This window comes from Neobacillus niacini (assembly GCF_046591715.1).
Classification (GTDB): Bacteria; Bacillota; Bacilli; order Bacillales; family Cytobacillaceae; genus Neobacillus; species Neobacillus niacini_L.
The window spans coordinates 117,979-142,069 of sequence record NZ_JAWVNQ010000010.1 but is presented as its reverse complement, the minus strand read 5'-3'; the positions used below and the strand labels follow the sequence as shown (position 1 = coordinate 142,069).

The window sequence follows — 24,091 nt, the reverse complement described above, 5'->3', positions numbered from 1 at the left end:
CAAGCCCTACACCAATTACGTCATATACCACTTGTAAGCCTCCTTTCAAAATCTTCTCTTGTGCAGATCAAAAACAGGGCTTGTTTATCAGGAAGGTTAAGCTCCTTTTGCGGAACAAATCCGCACTTTTTAAATACGTGAATCATTTTAGCGTTGCGGCTGTCAGGTTCCGCAACAATCCTCGCTGTCCTGCTGTCAGAAAACATCTGCTTCATGATGCTCTGAAGCATAGGCTCTGCCAAGCCTTTTCCTAAATAAGAGGGGTCTCCAATCAGCAAATGAACCCCCTGATCAAATGGTTCTGCATCATAATAGCAGCCGATGATATCGTCTTTTGCCCAATATGTTTCCCAGTAGCTCATCTCTTCCCCGTTCATCATGCCGATCCATAAGGTTTGATGACTGTCTGTAATTAAACCCTTTAAGTGCTTTGCATACTGGCTGAACGGAAAGTTCTGATGCCAAAAAGGTATGACGTGCGGCTCATGGTGCCACTGATGAAGCATGACAGCATCCTTCTCAAAATCAACCTTGCGGAACGTAATCACTGCGTTTGTTTCTTGTTGAATCATAATGAAGCTACGGCCTCCTCTTTTAACAGTGGATTTGGAACATCCACATACACAGACTGAGTTTCAAGTGGACCTACAAGCTCATCTAAGTCGTGGAATCTTGTCATGAGATTGGCCTTGCATGGCAGTTTCTCGCATTCCAGGAAGCTTTTTATAAGCTGAGAAGGATGTCCTGCTGGAACAGAATAGGCTTCCATTTCTTCCCTAATGATCTTAAGCAGCAGGCGTTCGTCTGCCAGTCCAGCCGTCCCAAACGCATTCACAATACCGAACAAATGATTGAAAAAGAAATAGTATCGCAGGCGCTCATCTGCTACTGCATCTGAACAGAAGGTTTCGCTTTTCTGTCCCGCTCCAGGAAAAATTGACTTAAGTACGCTCTTCTTTGATTCACAGAAGTAAAAACCTTGATTATCACGATAAAAGAATCGCTCAGGATATCCGTTATTCAACTGAACAATGCTATTTTGCTGATGAGCCTCAAGTGCGATCCCCTTCTCATAATAAAGCCAGAGTATCGGTTTTAGGGAAATCTCCAAGTAACGCTTTAGCCAGTCCGAACTGATTTCGCTTGTGCTACGGTTTTCTTTGTCTGCTATGCCGCGGATTATGCTTGAAAGTCTTGATGTTCCTCTTTTCAGACCATCTTGGCATAAAGAAACGATGGCCGTTGTTTGATCCGCATTTTCCTGATAAAACGGGTTATCGCGAAGGATGACTTCAAACCCGGATTCTTTCCTGTCCTCCAGCTTCAAGGTGAGAAACGCCGGATCGTGAACAAACCTAAACTGCGGAAACTCATCTGAAATTTCCTTACCGAGGCCGGCCTCCATCAGTTCCTTTACCTCTGCGCCGCGTTCTAGTTCCTTCATTAAATTTGCCCGCACTGAATTCGTAATTTTAATGTTCAATGAAAACTTCAGCATAAACGGCACATCAGGATGAAATACGGTTCTCAGTGAGGAGGTGGCAAAGTAGGAACGCCCATGCTGTCCAAGGTCCTCAATAGTTCCCGCTCCTGCAAGACTCTTAATCTCATGATCTTGAAGGACATATTTTGCCTGCCACGGATGCAGCGGAAGCAGCGCGTCCCCATCCTCTTTTGCATACTTGTTTTTAAAGTCATTTGTTATTTCTGGATCATCAAGGACCATTTGCTTGATCTGCTGAATGGCTGATTGCGGAAGCAGGGATTTAGAATAAACAAGGTCGGCAGGAACTCGGAAATAATGCAGCGGAAAAGAGCCTTTTAATTCAGGTGAATAGGATTTGATTTCCTCTTCATTCATCCCTTCCCTGCTTTTTGGCGCAGGATGAAGAAGGTGTCCAAATAAAAGTGACTGCTCTGCTGCAAGGAAATCAAAGTCTGTGCCATACAGCTCGTCTTCATCACCAAATCGGTTTTCAATAAATGCTGCCATAAGCGTGCAGCTCTGGGATATTCGGTTAAGCAGCTCATTCTTTTTTTCATCCGGCTGGCCAGCATTCAAGTCTATTAACGTAACATCGATGCAGTCTATGAAATTCAGTTTTTCAGAACCCATATAAACTGCTGGTCCAACTAAGTGGCGTCCGGTTTCTGAATAATAAGTTAAAGGTACGTATAAATCAGATTTTTTTTTAAGCGAAAGCTTCATCCATTTGCCAAAATGGGCATGTTTAAGCTCTGGTGGAACATCCTCTGTTAAAAAGCCTTTTCCCGTCTCACGGATATAACAATTTAAATAGCTTTGAAGTGTAGCATGCTCTGCGCGTTTTCTAGCTTCTTCCCTGTTCATTCTGAAGCCTCCTACATTCATCTTTTCCAATTTCTTTTATTCTCTGAATCAGTTTTGACAGATCCTCTGCTTCTGCGAGAGGATTTAATAGTGTAAATTTCAGGCAAGCATGTCCTTTTACCTTTGTACGGGCAATGACCGCTTCTCCATTTGCAAGCAACCTGTCTCGAATTCGGTAGTTTAGAAGATTGATGGCGTCCTCTTTAAGCCTGCCGTCCCCTGTGTACCTGAAAACAACCGTGCTCAGCTCAGGTTTATGCATAACCGTAAATGAACTGTCATTTTTAAGCATTTTATAGGCATCCTTTGCGAGGGAAAGGGTGCGGCCGATGATTTCTGACCAGTCGCTCCTACTTATCAGCTGAAAGGATAGGAAGGGTTTTAACGCGTCAAATCTTCTTGTTGTCTGCAGGGATTTTCCTACAAGATTCGGTACCTCTTCTTCATCATCTTCCTCTGGGTTAAGGTAATCTGCGTGCCGCTTCATATAAGAAAACGAGCTGCTGTCACTAACCAGAAACGCCCCGCAGCTGATTGGATGGTAAAACATTTTGTGAAAATCAACGGTGACGGAGTCCGCCTTATCAATGCCTTTCAGTTTGTGTTTGTGCTGATCTGACATCATGAGGCCTCCCCCATACGCCGCATCCACATGGAACCAAAGATCGTATTGCTTAGCGGCCTGACTCATTTTTTCTAGGGGATCGATGGCTCCAAAATCGGTTGTGCCTGCTGTGGCGATTAGAGCAAAAGGAATTTTCCCTTCTTTTTTAAGCTGCATCAGCTTTTCTTCTAAATCGTTCATACACATCCTGTGGGCAGCATCTGTTTTTACAGGAATGACGGCTTCTTCTCCAAGCCCTAAAACAGAGGCTGCCTGTTGTACGGAAAAATGGGCTGCATCCGAGCAGAGGATTTTGAGAAGATGGTATTCTACAGGGAGACCCTGCTTCTTAACATCCCAGTCCCAAAGCTTTAAAGCTGCACGCTCTCTTGCAAGAAGAAGCCCCATTAAATTGGATTGTGTTCCTCCACTCGTCATTACCCCGTCGCCTTCATAAAGACCGAAAAGGGTGCAAAGTCCATCCATGACCATCTGCTCCACCATGGTTGCAGCGCCGCTTTGGTCCCAGGAGTCCATGGAAAGATTCAATCCTGAAATCAGCACTTCAGCTGCTAAACCAGGCAGCATCGGCGGACAGTGTAAATGTGCAGCACATAACGGATGATGGACAGAGACGGCATGGTCAGCAACCGAAGATGAAATCTTGTGAAAAACATCCCTGGGACTGCCGGCAGTTTCAGGGATGAACTCAGGAAAATGAGTTTCAAGTCCTTCCTTAACAAGCTGAGGAGAAGCACCGCTGAATGGAGCATTTGTAAGAAGTGCTGATTTCAGCGTTTCCATCGCCTGGTTCATTACATGTTGATAGCTTTCCATGCTGCCTTGTGAATTTGTGAGAAAAAAAGCATCGATTTTTGTTTTTACACTGGCCGTCATTTTCTTCCCCTCCTAAACGAAACTTGGCATAATCGCTTTTTCCGCTGCCCTCGCCGCTTCGAAGAACAGATCACACACCGTTTCAAGCTGCTCTTTTGTGATAATCAGCGGAGGCAGGAATCTAACGGTACTTCCGTGGCGGCCGCCAAGCTCCAAAATCAGCCCTCGTTTAAAGCATTCCTGCTGAATTTTCTTAGCCAGCTGCGGATTTACAGGATAACTTCCGAGTGCGTCTGCAGGAGCAGTTTTGTCGACGATTTCGGCTCCAACCATAAGACCTAAACCTCGGACGTCACCAATGGATTGGATATCTTGTTTCATTTCCTTTAAGCGCAGCATGAGGAAATCTCCAAGCAGAGCTGCCTGCTCGTCAAGTTTTTCCCTCTTAATAAACTTCATTGTTACCGTACCTGCTGCAATGGCCAACTGGTTGCCGCGGAAGGTTCCTGAATGTGCGCCAGGCTCCCACTGGTCTAAATCTTTGTGATAAACAACGACTGCAAGAGGGAGAGTACCTCCAATTGCTTTTGATAAAACAACCGCATCAGGAGTAATGCCGGCATGTTCAAATGCAAACATTTTTCCCGTGCGCCCGAATCCTGTCTGCACTTCATCTACAATTAGTGGAATCTGCTGTTCAGTAGTAATCCTGCGGATTTGCTTCACCCATTCATCAGGTGCAGGTATGGCACCTCCCTCACCCTGAACAACTTCCATGACCATTCCTGCAGGCTTAACAATCCCTGATTCCGGATCCTTCAAGGTCCGTTCAATAAATGTCGATCCGACTGCTGCTCCTTCTTCTCCCCCAATGCCAAACGGACAGCGGTATGCATATGGAAAAGGAAGAAAGTGAACATCAGACATCAGATTCGGAATTTTCGTCTTCGGACCAAGATTCCCCATGAGGCTGAGGGATCCATTAGTCATTCCGTGGTATCCGCCTTGAAACGAAAGCATTCCGCCCCTGCCAGTTGCCGTTTTCACAAGCTTCATTGCTGCTTCAATCGCATCTGAACCAGATGGGCCGCAAAATTGAATTTTCGCATTTTCTGCAAATGAGGCAGGCAGTGCATCAAACAATTCTTCCACAAACTCCTCTTTCATTGGAGTCGTAAGATCAAGTGTGTGAAGCGGGCGTTTCCCTTTGATTACATTTTCTATTGCTTCAATCACAACAGGATGGTTATGGCCAAGTGCAAGTGTGCCTGCTCCTGCCAGACAGTCTATGTACGTTTTGTTCTCCACGTCTTTTACATAAATCCCTTCTGCCTCACTGATGGCAATCGGGATTCTGCGCGGATAAGATCTTGCATTCGATTCCCTTTTGTTTTGACTATTTAGGTAGAATTCATTTGTCAGCATATATAATCACCTTTCTATTCGAGAATAATTCTCATTCTCAATTAAAAATAAAAAACGGTCTCTTAGCATCGTTTTTAAAGTTCCGGCCAGTTCAATCATGGCTGAATCTGCACTTTTTACCTGGCCGATCATATTTGGAAAACTGTGAACGAGCTGACTGTAATGCAGATGCTTCACATGAATCCCTTCGTTTTTTAGTTTTTCTGCATATTGGAATCCTTCATCTCTTAACGGATCATATTCTGCCGTTACCAAAAGCAATGGCGGCACTTCTTTATGACTATTGGCATTCAGAGGAGAAGCAAATGGATGGCTTCCCTGTCTCGCATCGGTTACGTAATGGTTCCAAAACCACTCCATTTTTTCTTTTGTCAGATTAAATGCATACCCAGATTGATAGGAATCCGTTTCAAATTGATGACGAAGTACAGGCGTAATTAGGACTTGAAGTTGAAAAGGACAGCTTCCGAGTTCCTTCATCCAGAGGACTGCCGCAGCTGCAAGATTCGCTCCAGACGATTCACCTCCAATCGCCATCTGTGCAGGATTTCCGTTCCAGTGCCGGACATTTTGCAGCGCCCATTGTGCCACAACCATGACATCCTGCAGTGCAGCCGGAAACGGATGTTCAGGAGCAAGCCTGTAACCTGCTGAAATCACGAGACACTCCGCATTCTTTGCAAAATACGTGCATAATGAGTCCGCACTGTCTAAATCTCCAAAGACCCATCCCCCTGCATGCATGAATAGAAAAACCGGCAGCTCTTCGGCTCCTGCCGGCTGATAAATCCTGACAGGGATATTCCCTTCACCAACGTAGACATTATGGGTTTTAATGCCGTCTGACTCAAAAGGTTTGAAAAATGTTCTTGCTTCTTTATAAAAAAATCGCGACTGTTCAGGCGTCAGTTCCTCCAATGGCGGATGCTTAAGTTCCATCATTTTTTCCCTGATACGTCCAAGCAAGTCTGATAGATCCTGATCAATTGGATGGTTCCTTTTCACATGGCGCTCCTGCTTTCCAAAAAGTGTCCTCTTCCAGTTTAGGCTCTTTCCTAAATTCAACATCTTTCGTCATTAAATAGCGGTAAAAACGATTTCTGTCACCTATTATTAAAGCTGCTTTCTTATGGGGCATCGTGATAGTGCCAAATCTTTCTCCGCCAATTCTCTTTAAAATCGGAATGACAATTCGGTTTCTTACATCAGGCTCACCTATGATGCGTCCACACTCATATTTTTTCATAAGAAAGGCCGTCATGGCTCTTATGAGCATAAGCCCATCGTCTTTATTTAAGAATTCTCTTGGCCCGATTAGAAGATGCATACCAAGATCACCACTCTTTGCTTCGTAATAGTCTTTTATGGGATCTTGAAAAATGCTGTACGCCATCAGGTAAGCTACAGGGAGATCATCTACATAAACCAGAAAAACCCGTTTATTTTTTGCGTGAAGCGTCCGGTCCAAATAGCAGACAAACCGTTCTCTACTCACGTTCAGCTTCCAAAAAGGGGCAACGTGCGGAAGCTGCATCCAAGTATGCAGGATATCTATATCTTTTCCAGTCACATGTCTGAATGATATGAATCTATGATATTCCCTGTCTTGCAAAATTGCTTCAAAATCTTCATCTCTCTTTATATTGATCAGCTCCTGACTGTCAGAACATTGATTACATGAAAATATTAATTGAAAATGATTATCATTGTCAACGAAAATTCAGAAAATTAGTTCTTCCTGCCCAATCACGGTTTTTGGGGACGATCTTTGGTAGAAAATTATCACTATTTTTACCCATAAAAAAAGAAAACAGCAATTACGCTGTTTCCTGTCTAAAGTGATACGATGATTTTCTTGTTAAAAAAACAACATGTACCCCAAACCAATCAGTAAGAATAAGGCGCATAAACCAAAAAGTACTTTGGCTAATGTCTCCACTTTTTTTCTCCCCTTACGATATTCCCGCACCTATTACATAGGATAAACCGACTGACAAAATCATTGCAATAAGTCCAACAGCGCGATTATCATTTTTTATTTCTTCATCAATGTTAAATTTAGGTGTTAAGAATTCAAAGATAAAATACCCAACCAGTAATAGAACAAAGCCAAACACTCCCCAGCTGATCATTGTAACCAATGAATCATTTTGTTCAATTGAAAAGCGGAAAATGTTGGCAATGCCAAATATTTTTCCTCCGGTTGCCATCGCTACAGCGATATTGCCCTTTTGAATTTCTTCCCAATTTTTATATTTCGTTACTAATTCAAAAATGGCTAAAAAGACAATCACACATAGCACAACGACGCTATAATTGGCTGCACTTTGAATATACACGTTATCCCAAAACTGGTTCATTCCCTATTCTCCCCAGATATTATTTAAATTCGACCACGGTAACACCAGAGCCGCCCTCACCAGCTTCTCCAAAGCGAATTTTCTTAACAGAACGGTGATTTCGTAAATATTCCTGGACTCCTTGTCTTAATGCACCCGTGCCTTTCCCGTGAATAATGGATACACGAGGATAATTTGATAATAACGCATCATCAATATATTTTTCCACTCTTAAGAGTGCTGCTTCATATCTTTCACCGCGCAAATCTAACTCGAGCTTTACATCAGCATCTCTGCCTTGAACAATTGCCATCGGTCTTGTTTCAACCGGCTTTGGTGTGCTGATGTACTCTAAATCCTTTTCTTTTACCTTCATTTTCAGGATTCCGATTTGTACCTGCCATTCGTTATCACTCACTTTCTCAAGGAGCGTGCCTTTTTGGCCGAATGTCAGAACTTTCACTTCATCTCCGGGTGTGAAAGTATGTTTCTTTGTTTTCTGACTAATTTGTTTAGAGGATTTCTTAACTTCTGGTGCAGCTTCTTCAAGGCGCCGCTTTGCATCAATTAATTCATGTTCCTTAACATCAGCTTGTTTTTCTATCCTCAGTTTACGAAGATCACGAATGACCTTTTCTGCCTCACTCTTTGCCTCTTCGAGAATTTCACCAGCCTGCTCTGCTGCTTTTTCAAGCATAGAGTCCTTATTCTCGTAAAATTCAATCATTTGCTTTTGCATATCCTGATGGAGCTTTTCTGCCTGTCTTAAGAAGTCACGTGCTTCCTGCTGTTCAATTTCAGCCTGCCGCTTACTGTTTTCGAGGGAGGCAATCATCTTATCGATTTGATTGGTATCTTCACTTACATGTGATTTTGCCCTTTGTATTACCGTATCGCTTAAACCTAAACGCTTTGAAATTTCAAACGCGTTGCTTCGCCCTGGTACACCTAGTAGCAGCTTGTAGGTAGGGCTAAGGGTTTCGACGTCAAATTCAACACTGGCATTGAGAACACCTTCACGGTTATAGCCATAGGCCTTCAACTCTGGATAATGCGTCGTTGCAATGACTCGTGCCCCTCGATTGTGTACCTCATCTAAGATTGAAATTGCAAGCGCAGCGCCTTCCTGCGGGTCTGTACCTGCACCAAGCTCATCGAAAAGAACTAACGAATTAAAATCAACGTTCTTCAAAATATCCACGATATTAACCATGTGCGATGAAAACGTACTTAAGCTTTGTTCAATCGATTGTTCATCGCCAATATCAGCGTAAATGGCATCAAAGACCGCAAGCTCTGAGCCATCATAGGCTGGAACCTGCAAGCCTGCCTGCGCCATTAGTGAACATAATCCCAGGGTTTTTAAGGTAACGGTCTTCCCCCCCGTATTTGGTCCGGTAATAACAATCGTCGTATAATCCTTGCCAAGCAAAATATCGTTGGCAACTACTTCATCTATCGGGATTAACGGGTGTCTGGCCTTATATAGGGCGATACGCCCTTCATTATTCATTAGCGGCATGCTTGCCTTCATCTTACGCCCATATCTTGCCTTTGCAAAAATAAAATCAAGATTGGCCAGTATCTCAACAATCACTTGCAGCTCTGACTCAAATTCAGCAGTCTTAGCAGAAAGCTCCGTTAAAATTCTTTCAATTTCAAGCTGCTCCTTTACTCTAATATCCTGAAGTTGATTGTTTAATTGGACGATGACTTGCGGCTCAATAAAAAGCGTTTGACCAGAGGAACTCTGATCATGGATGATTCCACCGTAGTGACCCCGATACTCTTGTTTAACAGGGATAACAAAGCGATCATTCCGTATCGTGATAAGTGTATCTGATAACATCTTTGCAGCATTGGAAGAGCGAATCATACTTTCTAATTTTGCACGAACACGCGCTTCATTCGAGCGAAGCTGGTGTCTTAGTGTACGAAGCAGATCACTTGCACTATCAAGGACTTCGCCGCTCTCGTCAATTGCATGTCTAATCGACTCTTCTAGGTCAACTAAAGGAATAATCGAGCCAACCTGCTCCAAAAGAATCGGAATCTCTGTTCTTTCTTCAGCAATATCCTCAATGAATCGCTTCATTTGTCTGCTGGCACGGATTGTACTTGCCACTTGTATCAATTCATGGGAACTAAGGACCCCGCCAATAACGGAGCGCTTAATATGAGCCCGGATATCATGAATACCTGATAACGGGACATTTCCTTTTATTCGTATAACGGTTGTGCCCTCATCTGTTTCCGCTTGAAGCTTTACTACTTCATCAAAATCAGTAGAGGGGACCAATCTTTTTAATTTATCTATTCCAAGTGAAGACGCTGCATGCTCAATAAGCTGGTCTCTCACTTTGGTAAATTCCAATACTTTTAAGGTTCTTTCTTGCATGGAGATAGCCTCCTTATCCTCGATTATGCAAAAATTCTAGTAAGTCATTTGGTTCAAGTGCGTTAATTACTGATGATTTTTTAATCCAGCCCTTTTTTGCATGTGAAACGCCTACTTTCATATGTGCAAGCGTCTCCTTTTTATGGGCGTCTGTATTAATAAATAGTTTCACTCCTGCATCCTGTGCCTGCCTTAAATATTCAGCCTTTAAATCTAGGCGATTTGGATTCGCATTCAATTCTAAAGCGGTATTTGTTTCTTTTGCTAACTCAATCAGCATAGGGATATCCACATCATAGCCTTCACGACGGCCAATTTTTCTGCCAGTAGGATGAGCAATGAGGTCGACATGGGCATTTTTTAATGCAGTACTCAGGCGTTCCATTATTTTTTCCCGTGGCTGTGAAAAAGCTGAGTGTATGGACGCAATGACAAAATCCATTTCAGCCAGCAGGTCGTCCTCATAATCCAGCGTCCCATCAGGTAAAATATCCATCTCAACACCAGATAGGATGAGAATATCATCATATTTCTCATTTAACTTCTTTATTTCTTCTTTTTGCTGCAATAACCGCTCTCGTGTCAGTCCGTTTGCCACCTTTAAATACTGGGAGTGATCCGTAATAGCCATGTACTTATAACCCATTTCACGGCAGGCCTCTACCATTTCCTCAATCGAATGCGCTCCGTCACTCCAGGTTGAGTGCATGTGAAGGTCGCCCTTTATATCACTTAGTTCTATTAATTCTTCATGAATGGTGTAATCCTCAACTTCTTTTCCATCTTCTCGTATTTCAGGCGGAATAAATGGCAGGTCAAAATGTTTGAAAAACTCTTCCTCTGAAGAAAAAGTAAGGATTTCACCTGTCTCTACATTTTCCACACCATACTCGCTGATTTTCTCCCCACGCTCTTTTGCAAGCTGTCTCATTCGGACATTATGGTCCTTTGAACCTGTAAAATGATGGAGAGTGGTAACAAATTCCTCTGGTTTCACAATTCGAAAATCAACCGATACATCATAATCGAACCCAAACACTAGCGACACTTTAGTATCACCGGCACCGATAATTTCTTTAATATTCGATAACTCAAGAAGGAACTGTTTCACTTTTTCTGGCTGCTCGCTCGAAATAATAAAATCTAAATCTTTAACAGTTTCTCGCACTCTCCGCAAGCTTCCAGCCCGGGAGTATCGATGAATCTCTGGAAGTTCAGCAAGCTTCGCTTCAATCTGCTCAGCAATTGGCAGCATGTAGGCGAGAGGAAGTCTGTCCGGGCGTGATCCTACATTGGCAATTGCACTGAGGATTTTCTCTTCTGTCTTCTTTCCGAATCCAGCAAGGTTTTGGACCTTTCCAGCTTTACAGGCTTCTTCCAAGGTTGTAACATCTTCGATTCCCAGCTCTTTGTGGAGCTTAGCAATCTTTTTCCCGCCAAGCCCTGGTAATTGCAATAACGGAATTAATCCCTTAGGAACCTCTTCCTTTAGTTCCGTCAATACTGTAGAAGTGCCTTCATTTATGTATTCCTCAATAACCGCTGCAGTCCCTTTGCCAATACCTGATAACTTCGTAAAATCCTCGATATCAGATAAACTGCGATCATCAAATTCTAGTGCTGACGCGGCTTTTCGAAAGGCTGATACCTTGAAGGGATTTTCACCTTTCAGCTCCATGTATACCGCAATTGTTTCTAATAAGCGAATTAAATCCTTTTTATTTACCATCATTCTTTCCACCCACCTTGCCATTATTTTAACCTTTTAATAGAAAAACTTCTCTCTTAGGAGAGAAGTATGTCGTTCTCTCCTGAGAGAGAGGAAAATCATTCTCTCCTAGAGAGAAGTTAAGGCAGCAGTATATTCAATCCACATACTTTTTATTTGCTGCGATAGGAATGGTGTATGATTTACAATCAAGTTCGCCATAATGGAATCATCCAAAGGTTTTTGCAGAAATTCCATTGGTACTAATGCAGCAATATATAATAAAATAAAGATAATTAAATAGACTTCAGCAAAACCAAGGATGCCGCCTGCCCACACATTTAACTGTTTAAGAATTGGCAGATGGGCAATAAAGTCAAGCATAGATCCAATTATTTGCAGCAGAATCTTTACCGCAAAGAATATAATGACAAACGCAATGGCACGGTAAAAGGCTTCCTCTATATTACCTTCTTCACTTAATAGTTTTAGAGGGGATGTTGTACCAAGATTCGGATAGGGAACCCATAGCGTCAGCCTAGGTGCCAAATCATCATAGTATAAATTTGCCACTATGTATGCAATAATAAAACCTGTTAAATGGACTAACTGCAAAATGAAGCCTCTTTTTAAACCGATAAAAAAGCCGAAAACTAATAATAAAATAATTGCTAAATCTAACATGACTTATTCAGTCCTTTTCCTTTGTAATTCAGATTGCAGCCGCTCTACTTGTTCCTTCATTAAAATAAATTCATTGACAGCATTTAATGCTGTTAATACGGCCAGCTTACTTACATCTAGAGATGGATTCCTAGAACCAATTTCGCGCATCTTTTTGTCAACTAATGAAGCGACATGTCGAACATGACTTTGAGTTTCAGTCCCTAAAATAACGTATTGCTGTCCGTATATATCAACGGTGGTTCTGGTTTTTTCTGTATTTGACAAGTTACTGCCTCCATTCGATTCGAAGAAATCCCTATTTTATAATATAACACGAACGTATATGTGTCGAAAAGAGAAACAGATTAAACTGGTGTTTTTTTACTTTTTATAGAAAATTGTCGAGGAGTGTTTTGGGAGTGGGAAATGTTGTGTTAAATCTAAGTTTGTCGGAAATTAATAAAATGAAAAGCTATTATGATGGGAAATTACTAGATAAAACTCCTCCTGGCAGCGTGTTTGCCGCAAAGACTGCAGGCTCTACAATCACTGCCTATAAATCAGGCAAAGTCCTATTTCAGGGAAATGGGAGTGAAGCTGAGGCCAGCAGGTGGGGTGAAGCTGCTGTAAAAGCTCCAGCGAAAACTTCAGCAAAATCTAAAGTCCCTAAAGGAGACCTACCAGATGGTATTGGGCAATTGTCTGTTATTGGCTCCGATGAAGTCGGTACCGGTGACTTTTTTGGACCTATTACGGTTGTTGCTGCTTACGTTAGGAAGGAAGATATTCCGTTATTAAAGGAATTAGGTGTCCGTGATTCAAAGGATTTGAATGATGAAAAAATCATTTCGATTGCGAAGATCATCAAGGATGTTGTTCCATTTAGCCTGATGACCCTAAAAAATGAAAAATATAATCAGCTGCAGCAGTCTGGTATGTCCCAGGGGAAAATGAAAGCAATCCTGCATAATCAAGCGATCTTAAATGTGATGGAAAAAATTGCGCCGGTTAAACCTGAAGCTATTCTGATTGACCAATTCGTTCAGGGAAGCACCTATTTTCAGCATGTTAAAAATCAAAAAGCGGTTGCGAAGGAAAATGTGTATTTTAGCACGAAGGCAGAGGGGATCCATCTCGCCGTGGCAGCAGCATCCATCCTCGCCCGGTATGCATTTGTTCAGTATATTGACAAGCTTAGTGAGTCTGCAGGGTTTAAGATTCCTAAAGGCGCAGGAGCCCAGGTAGATGAAGCCGCAGCAAAGCTGATTCTGAAAAAAGGGCAGGAGGTACTGCCAAAGTTTGTGAAATTGCATTTTGCTAATACGGAGAAGGCTATGAAGTTGGTTGGTAAAAAAAGAGGTTAATGTTAAATTTGGATGCGAACTGTTTATGAGGCTGTTTTTTTTTGAATCTCTGGTATTTTGGTCCCCATGAGCCGCTCATGTGGCCACTTTTCTTGAAATCTCTATTATTTTGAGCTTCATGACCCGCTCATGTGGCCACTTTTTTGAAATCTCTATTATTTTGGGCTTCATGAACCGCTCATGTGGCCACTTTTGTTGAAATCTCTATTATTTTGAGGTTCATGACCCGCTCATGTGGCCACACTTTTTGAAATCTATATTATTTTGGGCTTCATGAGCCGCTCATGTGGCCACACTTTTTGAAATCTCTAGTATTTTGGGCTTCATGAACCGTAAGATAAAAAAATGACCTAGTGAATTAATCACCAGGTCATTTTTTCTATCTGCTATTACCCTCTCAATACCGCTCCAGCCTGATTCTTCAAGGCGTCAAGTACTTGAGTATGAACTTTAGTAACTTCTTCATCAGTTAATGTGCGCTCTGGATCCATGTATTTCAAGGAGTATGCAATGGATTTTTTGCCTTCTTCCATGCGTTCGCCTTCGTATAGGTCGAAGACGCTAACTTCTTTTAGAAGCTTGCCGCCTGCTGTTTGGATAATATCCTTTAATACTCCTGCAACAGTTTCTTTATCCACTACAAGCGCGATGTCTCTTGTAATCGATGGGAAACGTGGAATTCCAGTGTATCTTAGCGGTGCTGTCGCCTCTTCAAGAATAGCCTTTAATGATAACTCAAACACATAGGTATCTTTTAGATCCAGCTCTTTTTGCATAGTTGGGTGTACTTGACCGACAAAACCAATTCTTTCACCGTTCAAGTGAATCTCTGCCGTACGTCCTGGGTGCATGTTATCCACTTTTGCCTGAACATACGTCACACTATCCGTCAGGCCAAGTTTGGCAAACAATCCTTCTAATATACCTTTTAATACATAGAAGTCAACGGCCTTTTTCTCACCCTGCCAAGAATGGCTGTGCCACAGACCTGTAATCGCACCAGCTAAATGCTCCTGCTCTTCAGGTAACACTTCATTTCCATTTGCTAAGAACACAGCACCTGTTTCATAAACAGCGAGGCTGTCGTTTTGGCGGGCACTGTTATATTTTAATACTTCTAAAAGCTGAGGCATGATGCTTAAGCGAAGGATACTGCGGTCCTCACTCATTGGCATAGCCAGACGAATGAAGTCGCGTTTTTCAAGGGCAAATTGTGCCGCTTTTTCCTCACTAGTTAACGAATACGTCACAGCTTGATACAAGCCGGCACCTTCTAAATATTGGCGGACAATCCGGCGCTTTTCTTGATAGTCCGATAATTTACCTGGTGTAGCAGAACCGATAGGTAATGTCTTTGGAATGTTATCATAGCCGTACAGTCGCGCAACTTCTTCAATTAAGTCTTCCTCAATTTTAATGTCGCCGCGGCGTGTCGGTGCTGTAACAGTAATCGTTTCGTCTTCGCTGGTTACCGCAAATTGAAGACGTTTGAAAATAGCCTCAACCTCGGCTACAGTCAAGTTTGTACCGATGACAGTATTTATTTTTTCCAAAGTAATTGAAACCACTGCAGGTTCAACTGTTAGTGTATCAACCTCTGAAGCACCTTCTAATACTTCGCCGCCAGCGTATTTTGCTATGAGATAGGCAGCACGTTCACCTGCAGCTCGTACGCGGTTTGGATCAACACCTTTTTCGAAACGAGCACTTGCTTCACTTCTTAAACCATGGTCCTTCGATGCTTTTCTTACAGTTCCTCCTGTAAAATAAGCCGCTTCTAATAATACGGTAGTTGTATCAGAAGTAACCTCTGAATTAGCTCCACCCATGACACCCGCTAATGCAACTGGTTCTGTACCATTGGTAATCACTAAATGGTCAGTGGTTAAGGTACGTTCTACATCGTCTAGTGTTGTGAATTTCTCACCATCATGTGCACGGCGGACAAGAATTTCTTTTGAACCTAAGCGATCATAATCAAATGCATGAAGCGGCTGGCCATATTCTAATAAAATGTAGTTGGTGATATCCACCACATTGTTATGCGGACGAATTCCTGCAGACATAAGTCTTGTTTGCATCCATAGCGGCGCTGGTCCGATTTTTACATTTTTAATTACTTTTGCAGCATATAAAGGATTATCCTCATTTGCTTCTACTTTTACAGTTATTAAGTTCGCTGCCTTCTCATTCACTGGCTGAAGGTCGATTTCAGGAAGCTTTACATCTCTCCCTAGAATGGCAGCTACTTCATAAGCCACACCCAGCATGCTTAAGCAATCGGCACGGTTTGGCGTCAGGCCAAGCTCAAGAACTTCATCATTACGGTTTAATAAGGCGATGGCGTCTGCTCCCACCTCTGCATCCTGCGGGAAAACAAAGATTCCTTCAGAGTACTCCTTTGGTACAATCTTCGCTTCCATACCAAGCTCGGTTAGGGAACAAATCATACCATTTGATTCTTCACCGCGAAGCTTCGCCTTCTTGATTTTAAAATTACCTGGTAAAACCGCTCCAACTGTAGCAACCGCAACTTTTTGGCCTTGTGCAACGTTAGGTGCTCCGCAAATTATCTGAACAGGTTCGCCTTGACCGATATCAACCTGACATTTACTTAATTTATCTGCGTTTGGATGCTGTACACGTTCAACAACATGACCAACGACTACTCCTGTGATGCCTTCGTTAAGGACGTCTACACCCTCAACCTCAATCCCGCTTTTTGTAATTTTTTCAGCTAACTCATCAGCTGTTACTCCGGATAAATCTACATAATCCTGGAGCCATTTATATGAAACGAACATATCGTGTTCCTCCTTTTTTATATCTATCTGCAGCGCCTAGGGGCTCGGGTCATAAGCCAATCCGTCAAGATGGTTAAAAACCAACCATCTCGCCGGCTAGACTTATGCCTGTCGCACCTGTGCAAGGCGCTTCCGCTTTTAATGTTATTCGTGTTTTGCAAATTGCTTTAAGAAACGTACATCGTTGGTGTAGAAATGACGAATATCATCAATACCGTATTTCAACATTGCGATCCGCTCTGGACCCATTCCGAATGCAAATCCTGTGTATTTTTTAGAATCATAGCCAGCCATTTCAAGTACGTTAGGGTGGACCATACCTGCTCCAAGAATTTCAATCCAGCCTGTTTTCTTACAAACATTACAGCCGTGTCCACCACAGATCATACAAGAAATATCCATTTCTACGGATGGTTCTGTGAATGGGAAGAAACTTGGGCGTAATCGGATTTCACGATCTTCACCGAACATTTTCTTTGCAAAAACTTCTAAAGTTCCTTTAAGGTCACTCATACGGATATTCTCGCCGACAACCAGACCTTCGATTTGCATGAACTGGTGAGAGTGTGTCGCATCATCATTGTCACGGCGGTACACTTTACCTGGGCAGATAATTTTGATTGGACCTTTACCCTCATTCTTTTCCATTGTTCTCGCCTGAACAGGGGATGTATGTGTACGCAGTAATATCTCATCTGTAATATAGAAGGAATCCTGCATATCGCGTGCCGGATGACCCTTTGGTAAGTTTAATGCTTCGAAGTTATAGTAATCCTGCTCCACTTCAGGACCTTCTGCCACCTGATAACCCATACCAATAAATAAATCTTCAATTTCTTCGATGATTCTTGTTAATGGGTGGTGGTTTCCAACCTTAACCGGTCTTCCTGGAAGGGTAACATCGATTGATTCAGAAGCTAACTTTTCTAATACTGCCGCTTCTTCTAATTCCTTCTGTTTTGCTTCTAAAACGGTAGCAATGGCTTCACGAACTTCATTTGCAAGTGCTCCCATAATTGGGCGCTCCTCTGCTGAAAGTTTCCCCATCCCACGCAATACTTCCGTAATAGGACCTTTTTTTCCTAGATAGGCTACGCGGATGTCATTCAATTCTTTTAAGCTTGAAGACTGTTCAATTTTTTGAATAGCTTCTTGCTGCAATTCTTTTAATCGTTCTTGCATCGTATTTCCTCCTTTTTAATGTGCAAATTGGGGTGATTTCTTTCTCGAAAAACAAAAAAACCCCATCCCTGGAAAGGGACGAGGTTTATAGTCGCGGTACCACCCTTGTAAACACGGTATGTATAAAAACATTGTGTTCGCTTCATTGGGATAACGGCATAAGCCGGTGCATCTTTACATTTCATTGAAATGGTCCCGATGCCAACTCAGGAGGTGAACTTCTCCTATCATTTCCATAAAAGTGCTTTCAGTCACGGCACTTTCTCCCTAAATGGTCTGTGATATGATACTTTTCTCCGTCATCGTTTTTTGATTATTTACAATGTAAATTATTATATAATACTTTACTTGATGATTCAAACACTAGTATCGTCATTTTTTTAAAAAATATAACAAAATTCCCGTTGCCACTGCCACATTAAGTGATTCGCTTTTGCCATAGATGGGAATATACAGGTTTGCTGTCGTTTTTTCTAACAGCTCTTTGTTAACCCCGCTGCCCTCGTTTCCGACAAGCAACGCAAAGGATTGCTCTGTTGAAGTATCAGTATATGCAGCAGCTCCTTCGAGTGCTGTACCGTAAACTGAAATATTTTTGGATTTCAGTTGATTGATCCACTCATCCAGATCACCTCTTATGATGGGGAGATGAAAATGGCTGCCTTGTGCCGAACGAAGGACCTTTGAATTGTAAACATCGACGCTTCCTTTTCCGACGACTACTGCATCAATGCCAGCTGCGTCGGCTGTTCGAATCATGGTGCCTAGATTACCTGGATCTTGTACGGCATCGATTAACAGGTAGGTCTTGGCATCTGGGACTTCTAGCTGAACCTGACGGCAAACGGCATAGATTCCTTGCGGTGCCTCGGTGTCAGTTAATGAATCGGATATCTCTTCGGTTACAATGGTAACCGGTATTTCACCGGAATCTAAGCGCGGCGGTACTCCTGTCTTATCGGAAACAATAATTTCAATAACACTTTCACTATGTCTTAACGCTTCTTCGACTAAATGAAAGCCTTCTACTAAAAAGGTTCCGGATTTATCTCGTTCCTTTTTCGTTAAGAGTTTCTTCCATTGTTTTACCTTTGGATTTTGCATGGATTCAATATGCTTCAAGTTTGTGGTGCTCCTTCAGTGTTTTTTCTCATTATATCCCAAAAAAAATACATAATAAAACCAAATATAGAAATCATATTAAAGAAATACAGGATGAAAAAGGAGTGTATTCGTATGAATCTAAATTTACGTAATGCTATTATCCACAATGTTACTGGTAACTCACAAGCAGAATTAGAAGATACAATTGTTGATGCAATTCAAAATGGTGAAGAAAAAATGCTTCCAGGCTTAGGTGTATTGTTTGAAGTGATTTGGAAAAATTCTTCTGAGGAAGAAAAGAGAGAAATGCTGGCTACACTTGAGAGCGGGTTAAAGTAAGTTTGCTGCTGCCGATTTTTACTCGGCAGCTATTTTTTTGCTAATTCGCTAGGGTTTTCTACTATCCGCCAGTATTTTCAGCCATCCGCCAGTCTTTCTCGCTATCCGCCAGTATTTACTCGCCATCGGCCAGTATTTCTCGCCATCCGCCAGTATATCCTCTCATCCTCCAGTATTCCACCAAAAAAGTCCCCGACATAATATCGAGGACGAGCAAAACAAATTTTATTCGTAAGTAATTTTATCAACAGTTTCACGGTCTAGGCGTTTAATCACTTCGACCATTAACTTAACGGCATTTTCATAGTCATCACGATGCAGCATGGCCGCATGTGTATGGATATAACGTGTCGCAATGGTTATGGCAATGGATGGAACTCCTGAATGAGCCGTATGGATAGGTCCGGCATCTGTCCCTCCTCCAGGAATTACATCGAATTGGTAAGGAATATTCAATTCTTCCGCCACGCTAATGATAAAATCACGTAACCCTTTATGTGCCACCAGGGTTGCGTCGTAAAGAATAATTTGTGGGCCTTTACCCATTTTGCTCATGGCTTCTTTTTCAGAAATACCAGGTGTATCTCCTGCAATACCAACATCAACCGCAAAACCGATATCAGGGTTAATTTTCTCAGCAGATGTTTTGGCACCGCGTGAGCCGATTTCTTCCTGAGTGGTTCCTAGACCATAAACCTCATTTGGATGGTCGACACCTTTTAATTGCTTCAATACATCAATTGCAATGGCGCAGCCAATCCGATTATCCCAAGCTTTAGCCAAAAGCAGTTTTTCATTATTCATCACAGTAAATTCAAAATATGGAACGGCCATATCGCCTGGGAGCACTCCCCATTCAAGAGCTTCCTCACGGCTTGATGCCCCAATATCAATAAACATATCTTTAATTTCTACTGGTTTTTTACGAGCTTCTGCCGGTAAAATATGTGGAGGCTTGGACCCAATCACACCAATGATATTGCCTTTTTTTGTAACAATCGTTACGCGCTGTGCCAGCATTACCTGTGACCACCAGCCGCCAACTGTTTGAAAACGAAGGAAGCCTTTATCATCAATTTGGGTTATCATAAAACCAACTTCGTCTAAGTGGCCGGCCACAATAACTTTTGGACCGCCTTCTTTTCCAACCTTCTTAGCAATTAAACTGCCAAGTCCATCTGTAGTTACTTCATCCGCATATGGTGCTATGTATTTTGTCATGACTTCGCGAACTTCCCTCTCGTTGCCGGGAATTCCGTTGGCGTCGGTTAAATCCTTTAACATCGTTAAAGTTTCATCTAATTTAGCCATTGTATCGCCCCCTTCTATGTATGCTCAAATTTATTATACAGAAAATAATGAATCTGTTCAGCTAATAGTTATTCTGCTGTCTTTGATAATTTACTTCATTTTTCGTAAAATATGCCTTTTCCATTTCTTCATAGCTTACGCCGAGCAGCGTCCCCAGCTGCAAATAAGATTCAAGCAGCGCATTGAAATCAAGGTTGCTTTTACTGTTTTTAAAAGATGTTATTTTTTCATAAATGAAAAGAAATTGTTCTGATACTGTTAGAGCAGTGGGTTCAGTTTGAATAGAGTACTGAAGCGTTTCAAACCCGCATTCAATGCCAAGTGACAGGATAAAATGAATTCCGTCTACATATTCCTCGAGTACCACACTCTTTTCCGATGATGGCTTCACACTCCAAAACTTGAAACACCGGGTTTCATTCGCTAATTCTCCAAGTTCCACAAGTAAAGCGAGGACTTTTCTGTCAAATAAATCTTCCTTCTGTAAATCATGCTTTTCTTCAATATGCTGATCGAGCGCTTGCTGCATTTGAAATAATTTTTCTAGCTGCATTTTATTAATCACTCCTTCTCGCAAATTATATCAAAGTGTAGAAAGAATGAAACTTTTCTGATCCACATTCGTATTGTAGGTAAAAGGACTAGGAGGCAAATCCATGGTATTGCTGCTGCGATTACTATTAGTAGTCTTGTTCATCTTCATTCTTTATGTAACCATTAAATATCTTCTAAAACCTACTCGTAAATTAGAAGCAGCACGAAAACACAAACGCTTCTTATTAATAGACAAAGAAGAGGTCATCAAGAATTTTCGACTCACCTATCATGGTGCTGTGTTTACGGGAGAAAAATACCTAGGGGCAGGCAGAGACTCAATAGATGTTGTATCCATTACCATCTGGCCGGAACAAACCTCATCCATTAAGGGTATGACCAAGGAAGACTTTTATTTTATTGAAAGAAAAATTCACGAAAAATATCCAGTTGCTCAAATTAATTGGAAAAGTCCCATAGATGAATTTCTGCAACAAAAATAGCCGCCTTTATCCAGCGGCTTTTCCTTTTGTTCCTTTAAAAAATACGTTCCATTTAATGACGTTTTGTCTTTCTCTTAAGAGATATACAAGAATCGTTAAACCGAGAAGAGTCAATAAGATAAAAGAAGGAGTAAAAGTGCTGATGTATTCACCAAAAATGGTACAGAAAAATGCAATCGGAATATTGGTTAGGAAGGAAGCTTTCAGGTAATCTTTAAATTTAGGTTTTCTTTGCTTCAAACAAAAGCTTAAAAGATGGTAATGCACAAATGGAATTAGTCTTAAAATGGCAATTTGACTGACGGTGAGGTTTCGATATTCACCGAACCACCGATTTTTTATTTTCATGATTCTTTCCTGTGTTTTTGGCATTTTATCAATAAATACATAGAAAAAGATACTTACGCCCATTAAACCAATCACCGAAAAAATAGTCCCCCACAGCGTTCCAAACAAAACGCCTCCAGCAATGATGACAACTGATACGGGAATAAATAAGAACGATCTTAGCAGATGGAATAATATGAATGCCAATGGAGCAAGAATTCCGCCGGCTTCCACCATGATTAACAACAAAGATAAGTCCTCATTCATATCAGAAAGCCCCCCAGGTGTTAATCTAACTTGTAATCCAGCTCCAGCGCCTAGCCCCTCGGGGTCAAATAACCTTCGGCAATAAAAGTCAAAAGGCGGACTTTTTTTGCCGAAGGTTATTTGCCTGTCGGGGCTGAACCAGGCGCTTCCGCTTTTTGTTCTAATTTAGCATATAGATTAGGCCATGCTGTTATGTCTATAAACTATAAAAATAGCCTAAAAGAATGATTTCTGCGACAGCTAGTAAGGGAAAACCCAGTTTAAAAGACATGTGCTTTGTTTTATGCCTAAAAAACTGCATTCCTGCCGTGGTTCCAACTGCACCCCCAAGGATAGCCACCAGCCACAACGTTTTTTCACTAACCCGATATTGATGTTTGATGGCACGATTCTTATCCACTTTCATTACAACCAAACCAATAAGATTCATTATTATATATATCCCTAAAATGGTATTCATTTCCCTATCTCCCTTATAGAAAAAGCCATCCTCATTGAAGAGAATGGCTTTTATTATAAATTACTTAGATTGTTGTTGTTTTGCAACGTTTGCTAATTCAGTAAATGCTGCAGCATCGCTTACTGCTAATTCAGCAAGCATTTTGCGGTTTACTTCGATACCAGCAAGCTTTAAGCCATGCATTAAACGGCTGTAAGAAAGACCGTTCATACGAGCTGCTGCGTTGATACGAGTAATCCAAAGTTTGCGGAAGTCGCGCTTCTTTTGGCGACGGTCGCGGAATGCATACATTAAAGATTTCATAACCTGTTGGTTAGCTACTTTATATAATGTATGTTTTGAACCATAATAACCTTTTGCTAATTTAATAACTTTTTTACGACGCTTACGCGTTACAGTACCGCCTTTTACACGTGGCATGTAATTTCCCTCCTATATAAATCGATCGCTCGAGTTTACTTGATGTTTGTTAATAAGAAACGGATACGTTTGAAATCGCCTTTAGATACGATAGACGCTTTGCGAAGCTTACGCTTAGCCTTTGTAGATTTGTTTGCAAATAAGTGGCTAGTATAAGCGTGTGAACGCTTCAGTTTACCAGAACCAGTTTTCTTGAAACGCTTTGCAGCGCCACGGTGAGTTTTCATTTTTGGCATTGGGATAGTCCTCCTTATTACTTTTCAGTTTTAGGTGCTAGAACGAGGAACATGCTTCGTCCATCCATCTTTGGATGAGACTCAATTGTTGCCACTTCTTTACACTCTGTAGCAAAACGGTCTAACACGCGTTGACCGATTTCTTTATGGGTAATCGCCCGGCCCTTAAAGCGGATAGAAGCTTTTACCTTGTCGCCTTTTTCCAAAAACTTAATTGCATTGCGAAGCTTTGTATTAAAGTCATGCTCATCAATTGTTGGGCTGAGACGAACTTCTTTTGTCGTAATGATTTTTTGATTCTTACGAGCTTCTTTTTCTTTCTTTTGCTGCTCGAATTTAAATTTGCCATAATCCATAATTCGGGCTACCGGAGGCTTCGCATTTGGTGCAACTAGTACCAAATCAAGATTCACTCGTCCGGCAATCTCCAGCGCTTCAAATTTGGTTTTAATCCCTAATTGTTCGCCGTTCTGATCAATTAGACGAACTTCACGAGCGCGAATTCCCTCATTTAACAACATGTCTTTGCTAATAATTAGCCACCTCCAAGGTTTTCACGAATACAACATCCGGGTCAAGAACATCTGACTATTGCTGCATCGGCAAGTACTGAACAACTTTAGATTCTTTGTTTAAGCAAATAAAAAAGTGCGGATGAATACACCCACACTTTACGAAACAAAAGTAATAAACTAAAAAGTTCACGTAAAACCTGCCAACTGCTTATAATGCGTCAATCAGGTGAGAAGCGGGTGCTTCTTCTTTTCCCAAAACTAGTATTCAATTTTCCTTAGTTACTATAACATAAGCAAAGACGTGATGTCAAACATGCATTTCTTATGACAACGAAATTCATTTTATCAAGAAACCAAAAATTATTCAATAGAAAAATTTTCTTTTTTGCTGTGCTCTA

24 protein-coding genes and 2 other annotated features are annotated in these 24,091 nt (G+C 41.6%); of the genes, 3 read left to right on the top strand and 21 right to left on the bottom strand.

The genetic code is table 11. From position 1 onward, the window contains the following. Positions 1-20: 20 nt before the first annotated feature. The 11 genes from SFC47_RS20330 to zapA all read right to left on the bottom strand — a co-directional run bounded on the left by SFC47_RS20330 (position 21) and on the right by zapA (position 12,612). On the bottom strand, positions 21-572 hold the full coding sequence (locus SFC47_RS20330; protein WP_411256267.1) for a GNAT family N-acetyltransferase: 552 nt from the start codon (positions 570-572) through the stop codon (positions 21-23). Then, on the bottom strand, positions 569-2,350 hold the full coding sequence (locus SFC47_RS20325; RefSeq protein ID WP_411256266.1) for an IucA/IucC family protein: 1,782 nt from the start codon (positions 2,348-2,350) through the stop codon (positions 569-571). Before SFC47_RS20325 ends, SFC47_RS20330 begins: the two co-directional genes overlap by 4 nt. After that, entirely contained in the window at positions 2,331-3,851 is a 1,521-nt protein-coding gene (locus tag SFC47_RS20320; RefSeq protein ID WP_411256265.1) for a pyridoxal phosphate-dependent decarboxylase family protein, read from the bottom strand. The genes SFC47_RS20325 and SFC47_RS20320 overlap by 20 nt, the downstream gene beginning before the upstream one ends. A 12-nt stretch (positions 3,852-3,863) precedes the next feature. Then, entirely contained in the window at positions 3,864-5,216 is a 1,353-nt protein-coding gene (locus SFC47_RS20315) for an aspartate aminotransferase family protein (RefSeq protein WP_411256264.1), read from the bottom strand. A gap of 6 nt (positions 5,217-5,222) precedes the next feature. Further along, positions 5,223-6,221, bottom strand: a complete 999-nt coding sequence (locus tag SFC47_RS20310; RefSeq protein WP_411256263.1) for an alpha/beta hydrolase — start codon at positions 6,219-6,221, stop codon at positions 5,223-5,225. Next, positions 6,199-6,786 carry a GNAT family N-acetyltransferase gene (locus tag SFC47_RS20305; RefSeq protein WP_411256262.1) on the bottom strand — a complete coding sequence of 196 codons (588 nt, stop codon included), beginning with the start codon at positions 6,784-6,786 and terminating at the stop codon, positions 6,199-6,201. Before SFC47_RS20305 ends, SFC47_RS20310 begins: the two co-directional genes overlap by 23 nt. 382 nt (positions 6,787-7,168) lie before the next feature. Continuing rightward, positions 7,169-7,576 carry a DUF350 domain-containing protein gene (locus tag SFC47_RS20300; protein ID WP_411256261.1) on the bottom strand — a complete coding sequence of 136 codons (408 nt, stop codon included), beginning with the start codon at positions 7,574-7,576 and terminating at the stop codon, positions 7,169-7,171. Positions 7,577-7,595: 19 nt separating this feature from the next. Beyond that, positions 7,596-9,953 carry an endonuclease MutS2 gene (locus SFC47_RS20295; protein WP_411256260.1) on the bottom strand — a complete coding sequence of 786 codons (2,358 nt, stop codon included), beginning with the start codon at positions 9,951-9,953 and terminating at the stop codon, positions 7,596-7,598. A gap of 13 nt (positions 9,954-9,966) precedes the next feature. Next, the gene (gene polX / locus SFC47_RS20290) at positions 9,967-11,685 is read right to left on the bottom strand and encodes a DNA polymerase/3'-5' exonuclease PolX (protein ID WP_411256287.1); all 1,719 of its coding nucleotides are present in this window, start codon (positions 11,683-11,685) and stop codon (positions 9,967-9,969) included. A 105-nt stretch (positions 11,686-11,790) separates the two neighbouring features. Beyond that, positions 11,791-12,345 carry a CvpA family protein gene (locus tag SFC47_RS20285; RefSeq protein ID WP_411256259.1) on the bottom strand — a complete coding sequence of 185 codons (555 nt, stop codon included), beginning with the start codon at positions 12,343-12,345 and terminating at the stop codon, positions 11,791-11,793. Between the two features lie 3 nt (positions 12,346-12,348). Beyond that, positions 12,349-12,612 carry a cell division protein ZapA gene (gene zapA / locus SFC47_RS20280; RefSeq protein ID WP_411256258.1) on the bottom strand — a complete coding sequence of 88 codons (264 nt, stop codon included), beginning with the start codon at positions 12,610-12,612 and terminating at the stop codon, positions 12,349-12,351. A gap of 134 nt (positions 12,613-12,746) precedes the next feature. On the opposite strand from zapA, the gene rnhC reads away from it, so the two are divergent. After that, positions 12,747-13,691 (top strand): ribonuclease HIII, encoded by a 945-nt coding sequence (gene rnhC, locus SFC47_RS20275; RefSeq protein ID WP_411256257.1) that lies wholly within the window; start codon positions 12,747-12,749, stop codon positions 13,689-13,691. Positions 13,692-14,080: 389 nt separating this feature from the next. Here the strand turns inward: rnhC and pheT are convergent, their stop codons facing one another. The 3 genes from pheT to SFC47_RS20260 form a co-directional block, all read right to left on the bottom strand. After that, complete coding sequence (gene pheT / locus SFC47_RS20270) at positions 14,081-16,495, bottom strand: phenylalanine--tRNA ligase subunit beta (RefSeq protein WP_411256256.1); 2,415 nt, start codon at positions 16,493-16,495, stop codon at positions 14,081-14,083. A gap of 144 nt (positions 16,496-16,639) precedes the next feature. Beyond that, on the bottom strand, positions 16,640-17,677 hold the full coding sequence (pheS, locus tag SFC47_RS20265) for a phenylalanine--tRNA ligase subunit alpha (RefSeq protein WP_411256255.1): 1,038 nt from the start codon (positions 17,675-17,677) through the stop codon (positions 16,640-16,642). Positions 17,678-17,748: 71 nt separating this feature from the next. Beyond that, positions 17,749-17,989, bottom strand: a binding site (T-box leader). Between the two features lie 60 nt (positions 17,990-18,049). After that, positions 18,050-18,799, bottom strand: coding sequence for a TrmH family RNA methyltransferase (locus tag SFC47_RS20260; RefSeq protein WP_411256254.1), 750 nt, complete (start codon positions 18,797-18,799; stop codon positions 18,050-18,052). Between the two features lie 114 nt (positions 18,800-18,913). Here SFC47_RS20260 and sspI point away from each other — a divergent pair, with 114 nt between their 5' ends. Beyond that, complete coding sequence (gene sspI, locus SFC47_RS20255; RefSeq protein ID WP_411256253.1) at positions 18,914-19,120, top strand: small acid-soluble spore protein SspI; 207 nt, start codon at positions 18,914-18,916, stop codon at positions 19,118-19,120. A gap of 225 nt (positions 19,121-19,345) precedes the next feature. Here sspI and SFC47_RS20250 read toward each other — a convergent pair whose 3' ends face one another. Both SFC47_RS20250 and SFC47_RS20245 read right to left on the bottom strand, forming a co-directional pair. Further along, complete coding sequence (locus SFC47_RS20250; protein ID WP_411256251.1) at positions 19,346-20,431, bottom strand: M42 family metallopeptidase; 1,086 nt, start codon at positions 20,429-20,431, stop codon at positions 19,346-19,348. Positions 20,432-20,492: 61 nt separating this feature from the next. Then, positions 20,493-20,984 (bottom strand): dUTP diphosphatase, encoded by a 492-nt coding sequence (locus SFC47_RS20245; RefSeq protein WP_411256250.1) that lies wholly within the window; start codon positions 20,982-20,984, stop codon positions 20,493-20,495. A 103-nt stretch (positions 20,985-21,087) separates the two neighbouring features. On the opposite strand from SFC47_RS20245, the gene SFC47_RS20240 reads away from it, so the two are divergent. Then, positions 21,088-21,468, top strand: a complete 381-nt coding sequence (locus SFC47_RS20240) for a sigma-w pathway protein ysdB (protein WP_411256249.1) — start codon at positions 21,088-21,090, stop codon at positions 21,466-21,468. Between the two features lie 6 nt (positions 21,469-21,474). Here the strand turns inward: SFC47_RS20240 and SFC47_RS20235 are convergent, their stop codons facing one another. The 5 genes from SFC47_RS20235 to infC form a co-directional block, all read right to left on the bottom strand. Continuing rightward, entirely contained in the window at positions 21,475-22,062 is a 588-nt protein-coding gene (locus tag SFC47_RS20235) for a TVP38/TMEM64 family protein (protein WP_411256247.1), read from the bottom strand. Positions 22,063-22,258: 196 nt separating this feature from the next. Beyond that, the gene (locus SFC47_RS20230; RefSeq protein ID WP_411256246.1) at positions 22,259-22,522 is read right to left on the bottom strand and encodes a DUF1294 domain-containing protein; all 264 of its coding nucleotides are present in this window, start codon (positions 22,520-22,522) and stop codon (positions 22,259-22,261) included. 60 nt (positions 22,523-22,582) lie between these two features. After that, complete coding sequence (gene rplT, locus SFC47_RS20225; RefSeq protein WP_411256245.1) at positions 22,583-22,942, bottom strand: 50S ribosomal protein L20; 360 nt, start codon at positions 22,940-22,942, stop codon at positions 22,583-22,585. Positions 22,943-22,977: 35 nt separating this feature from the next. Then, positions 22,978-23,178, bottom strand: a complete 201-nt coding sequence (rpmI, locus tag SFC47_RS20220; protein WP_411256244.1) for a 50S ribosomal protein L35 — start codon at positions 23,176-23,178, stop codon at positions 22,978-22,980. 17 nt (positions 23,179-23,195) lie between these two features. Next, on the bottom strand, positions 23,196-23,699 hold the full coding sequence (gene infC, locus SFC47_RS20215; RefSeq protein WP_411256243.1) for a translation initiation factor IF-3: 504 nt from the start codon (positions 23,697-23,699) through the stop codon (positions 23,196-23,198). Between the two features lie 115 nt (positions 23,700-23,814). Then, positions 23,815-23,948: a sequence feature (ribosomal protein L20 leader region), on the bottom strand. Between the last annotated feature and the right edge of the window lie 143 nt (positions 23,949-24,091).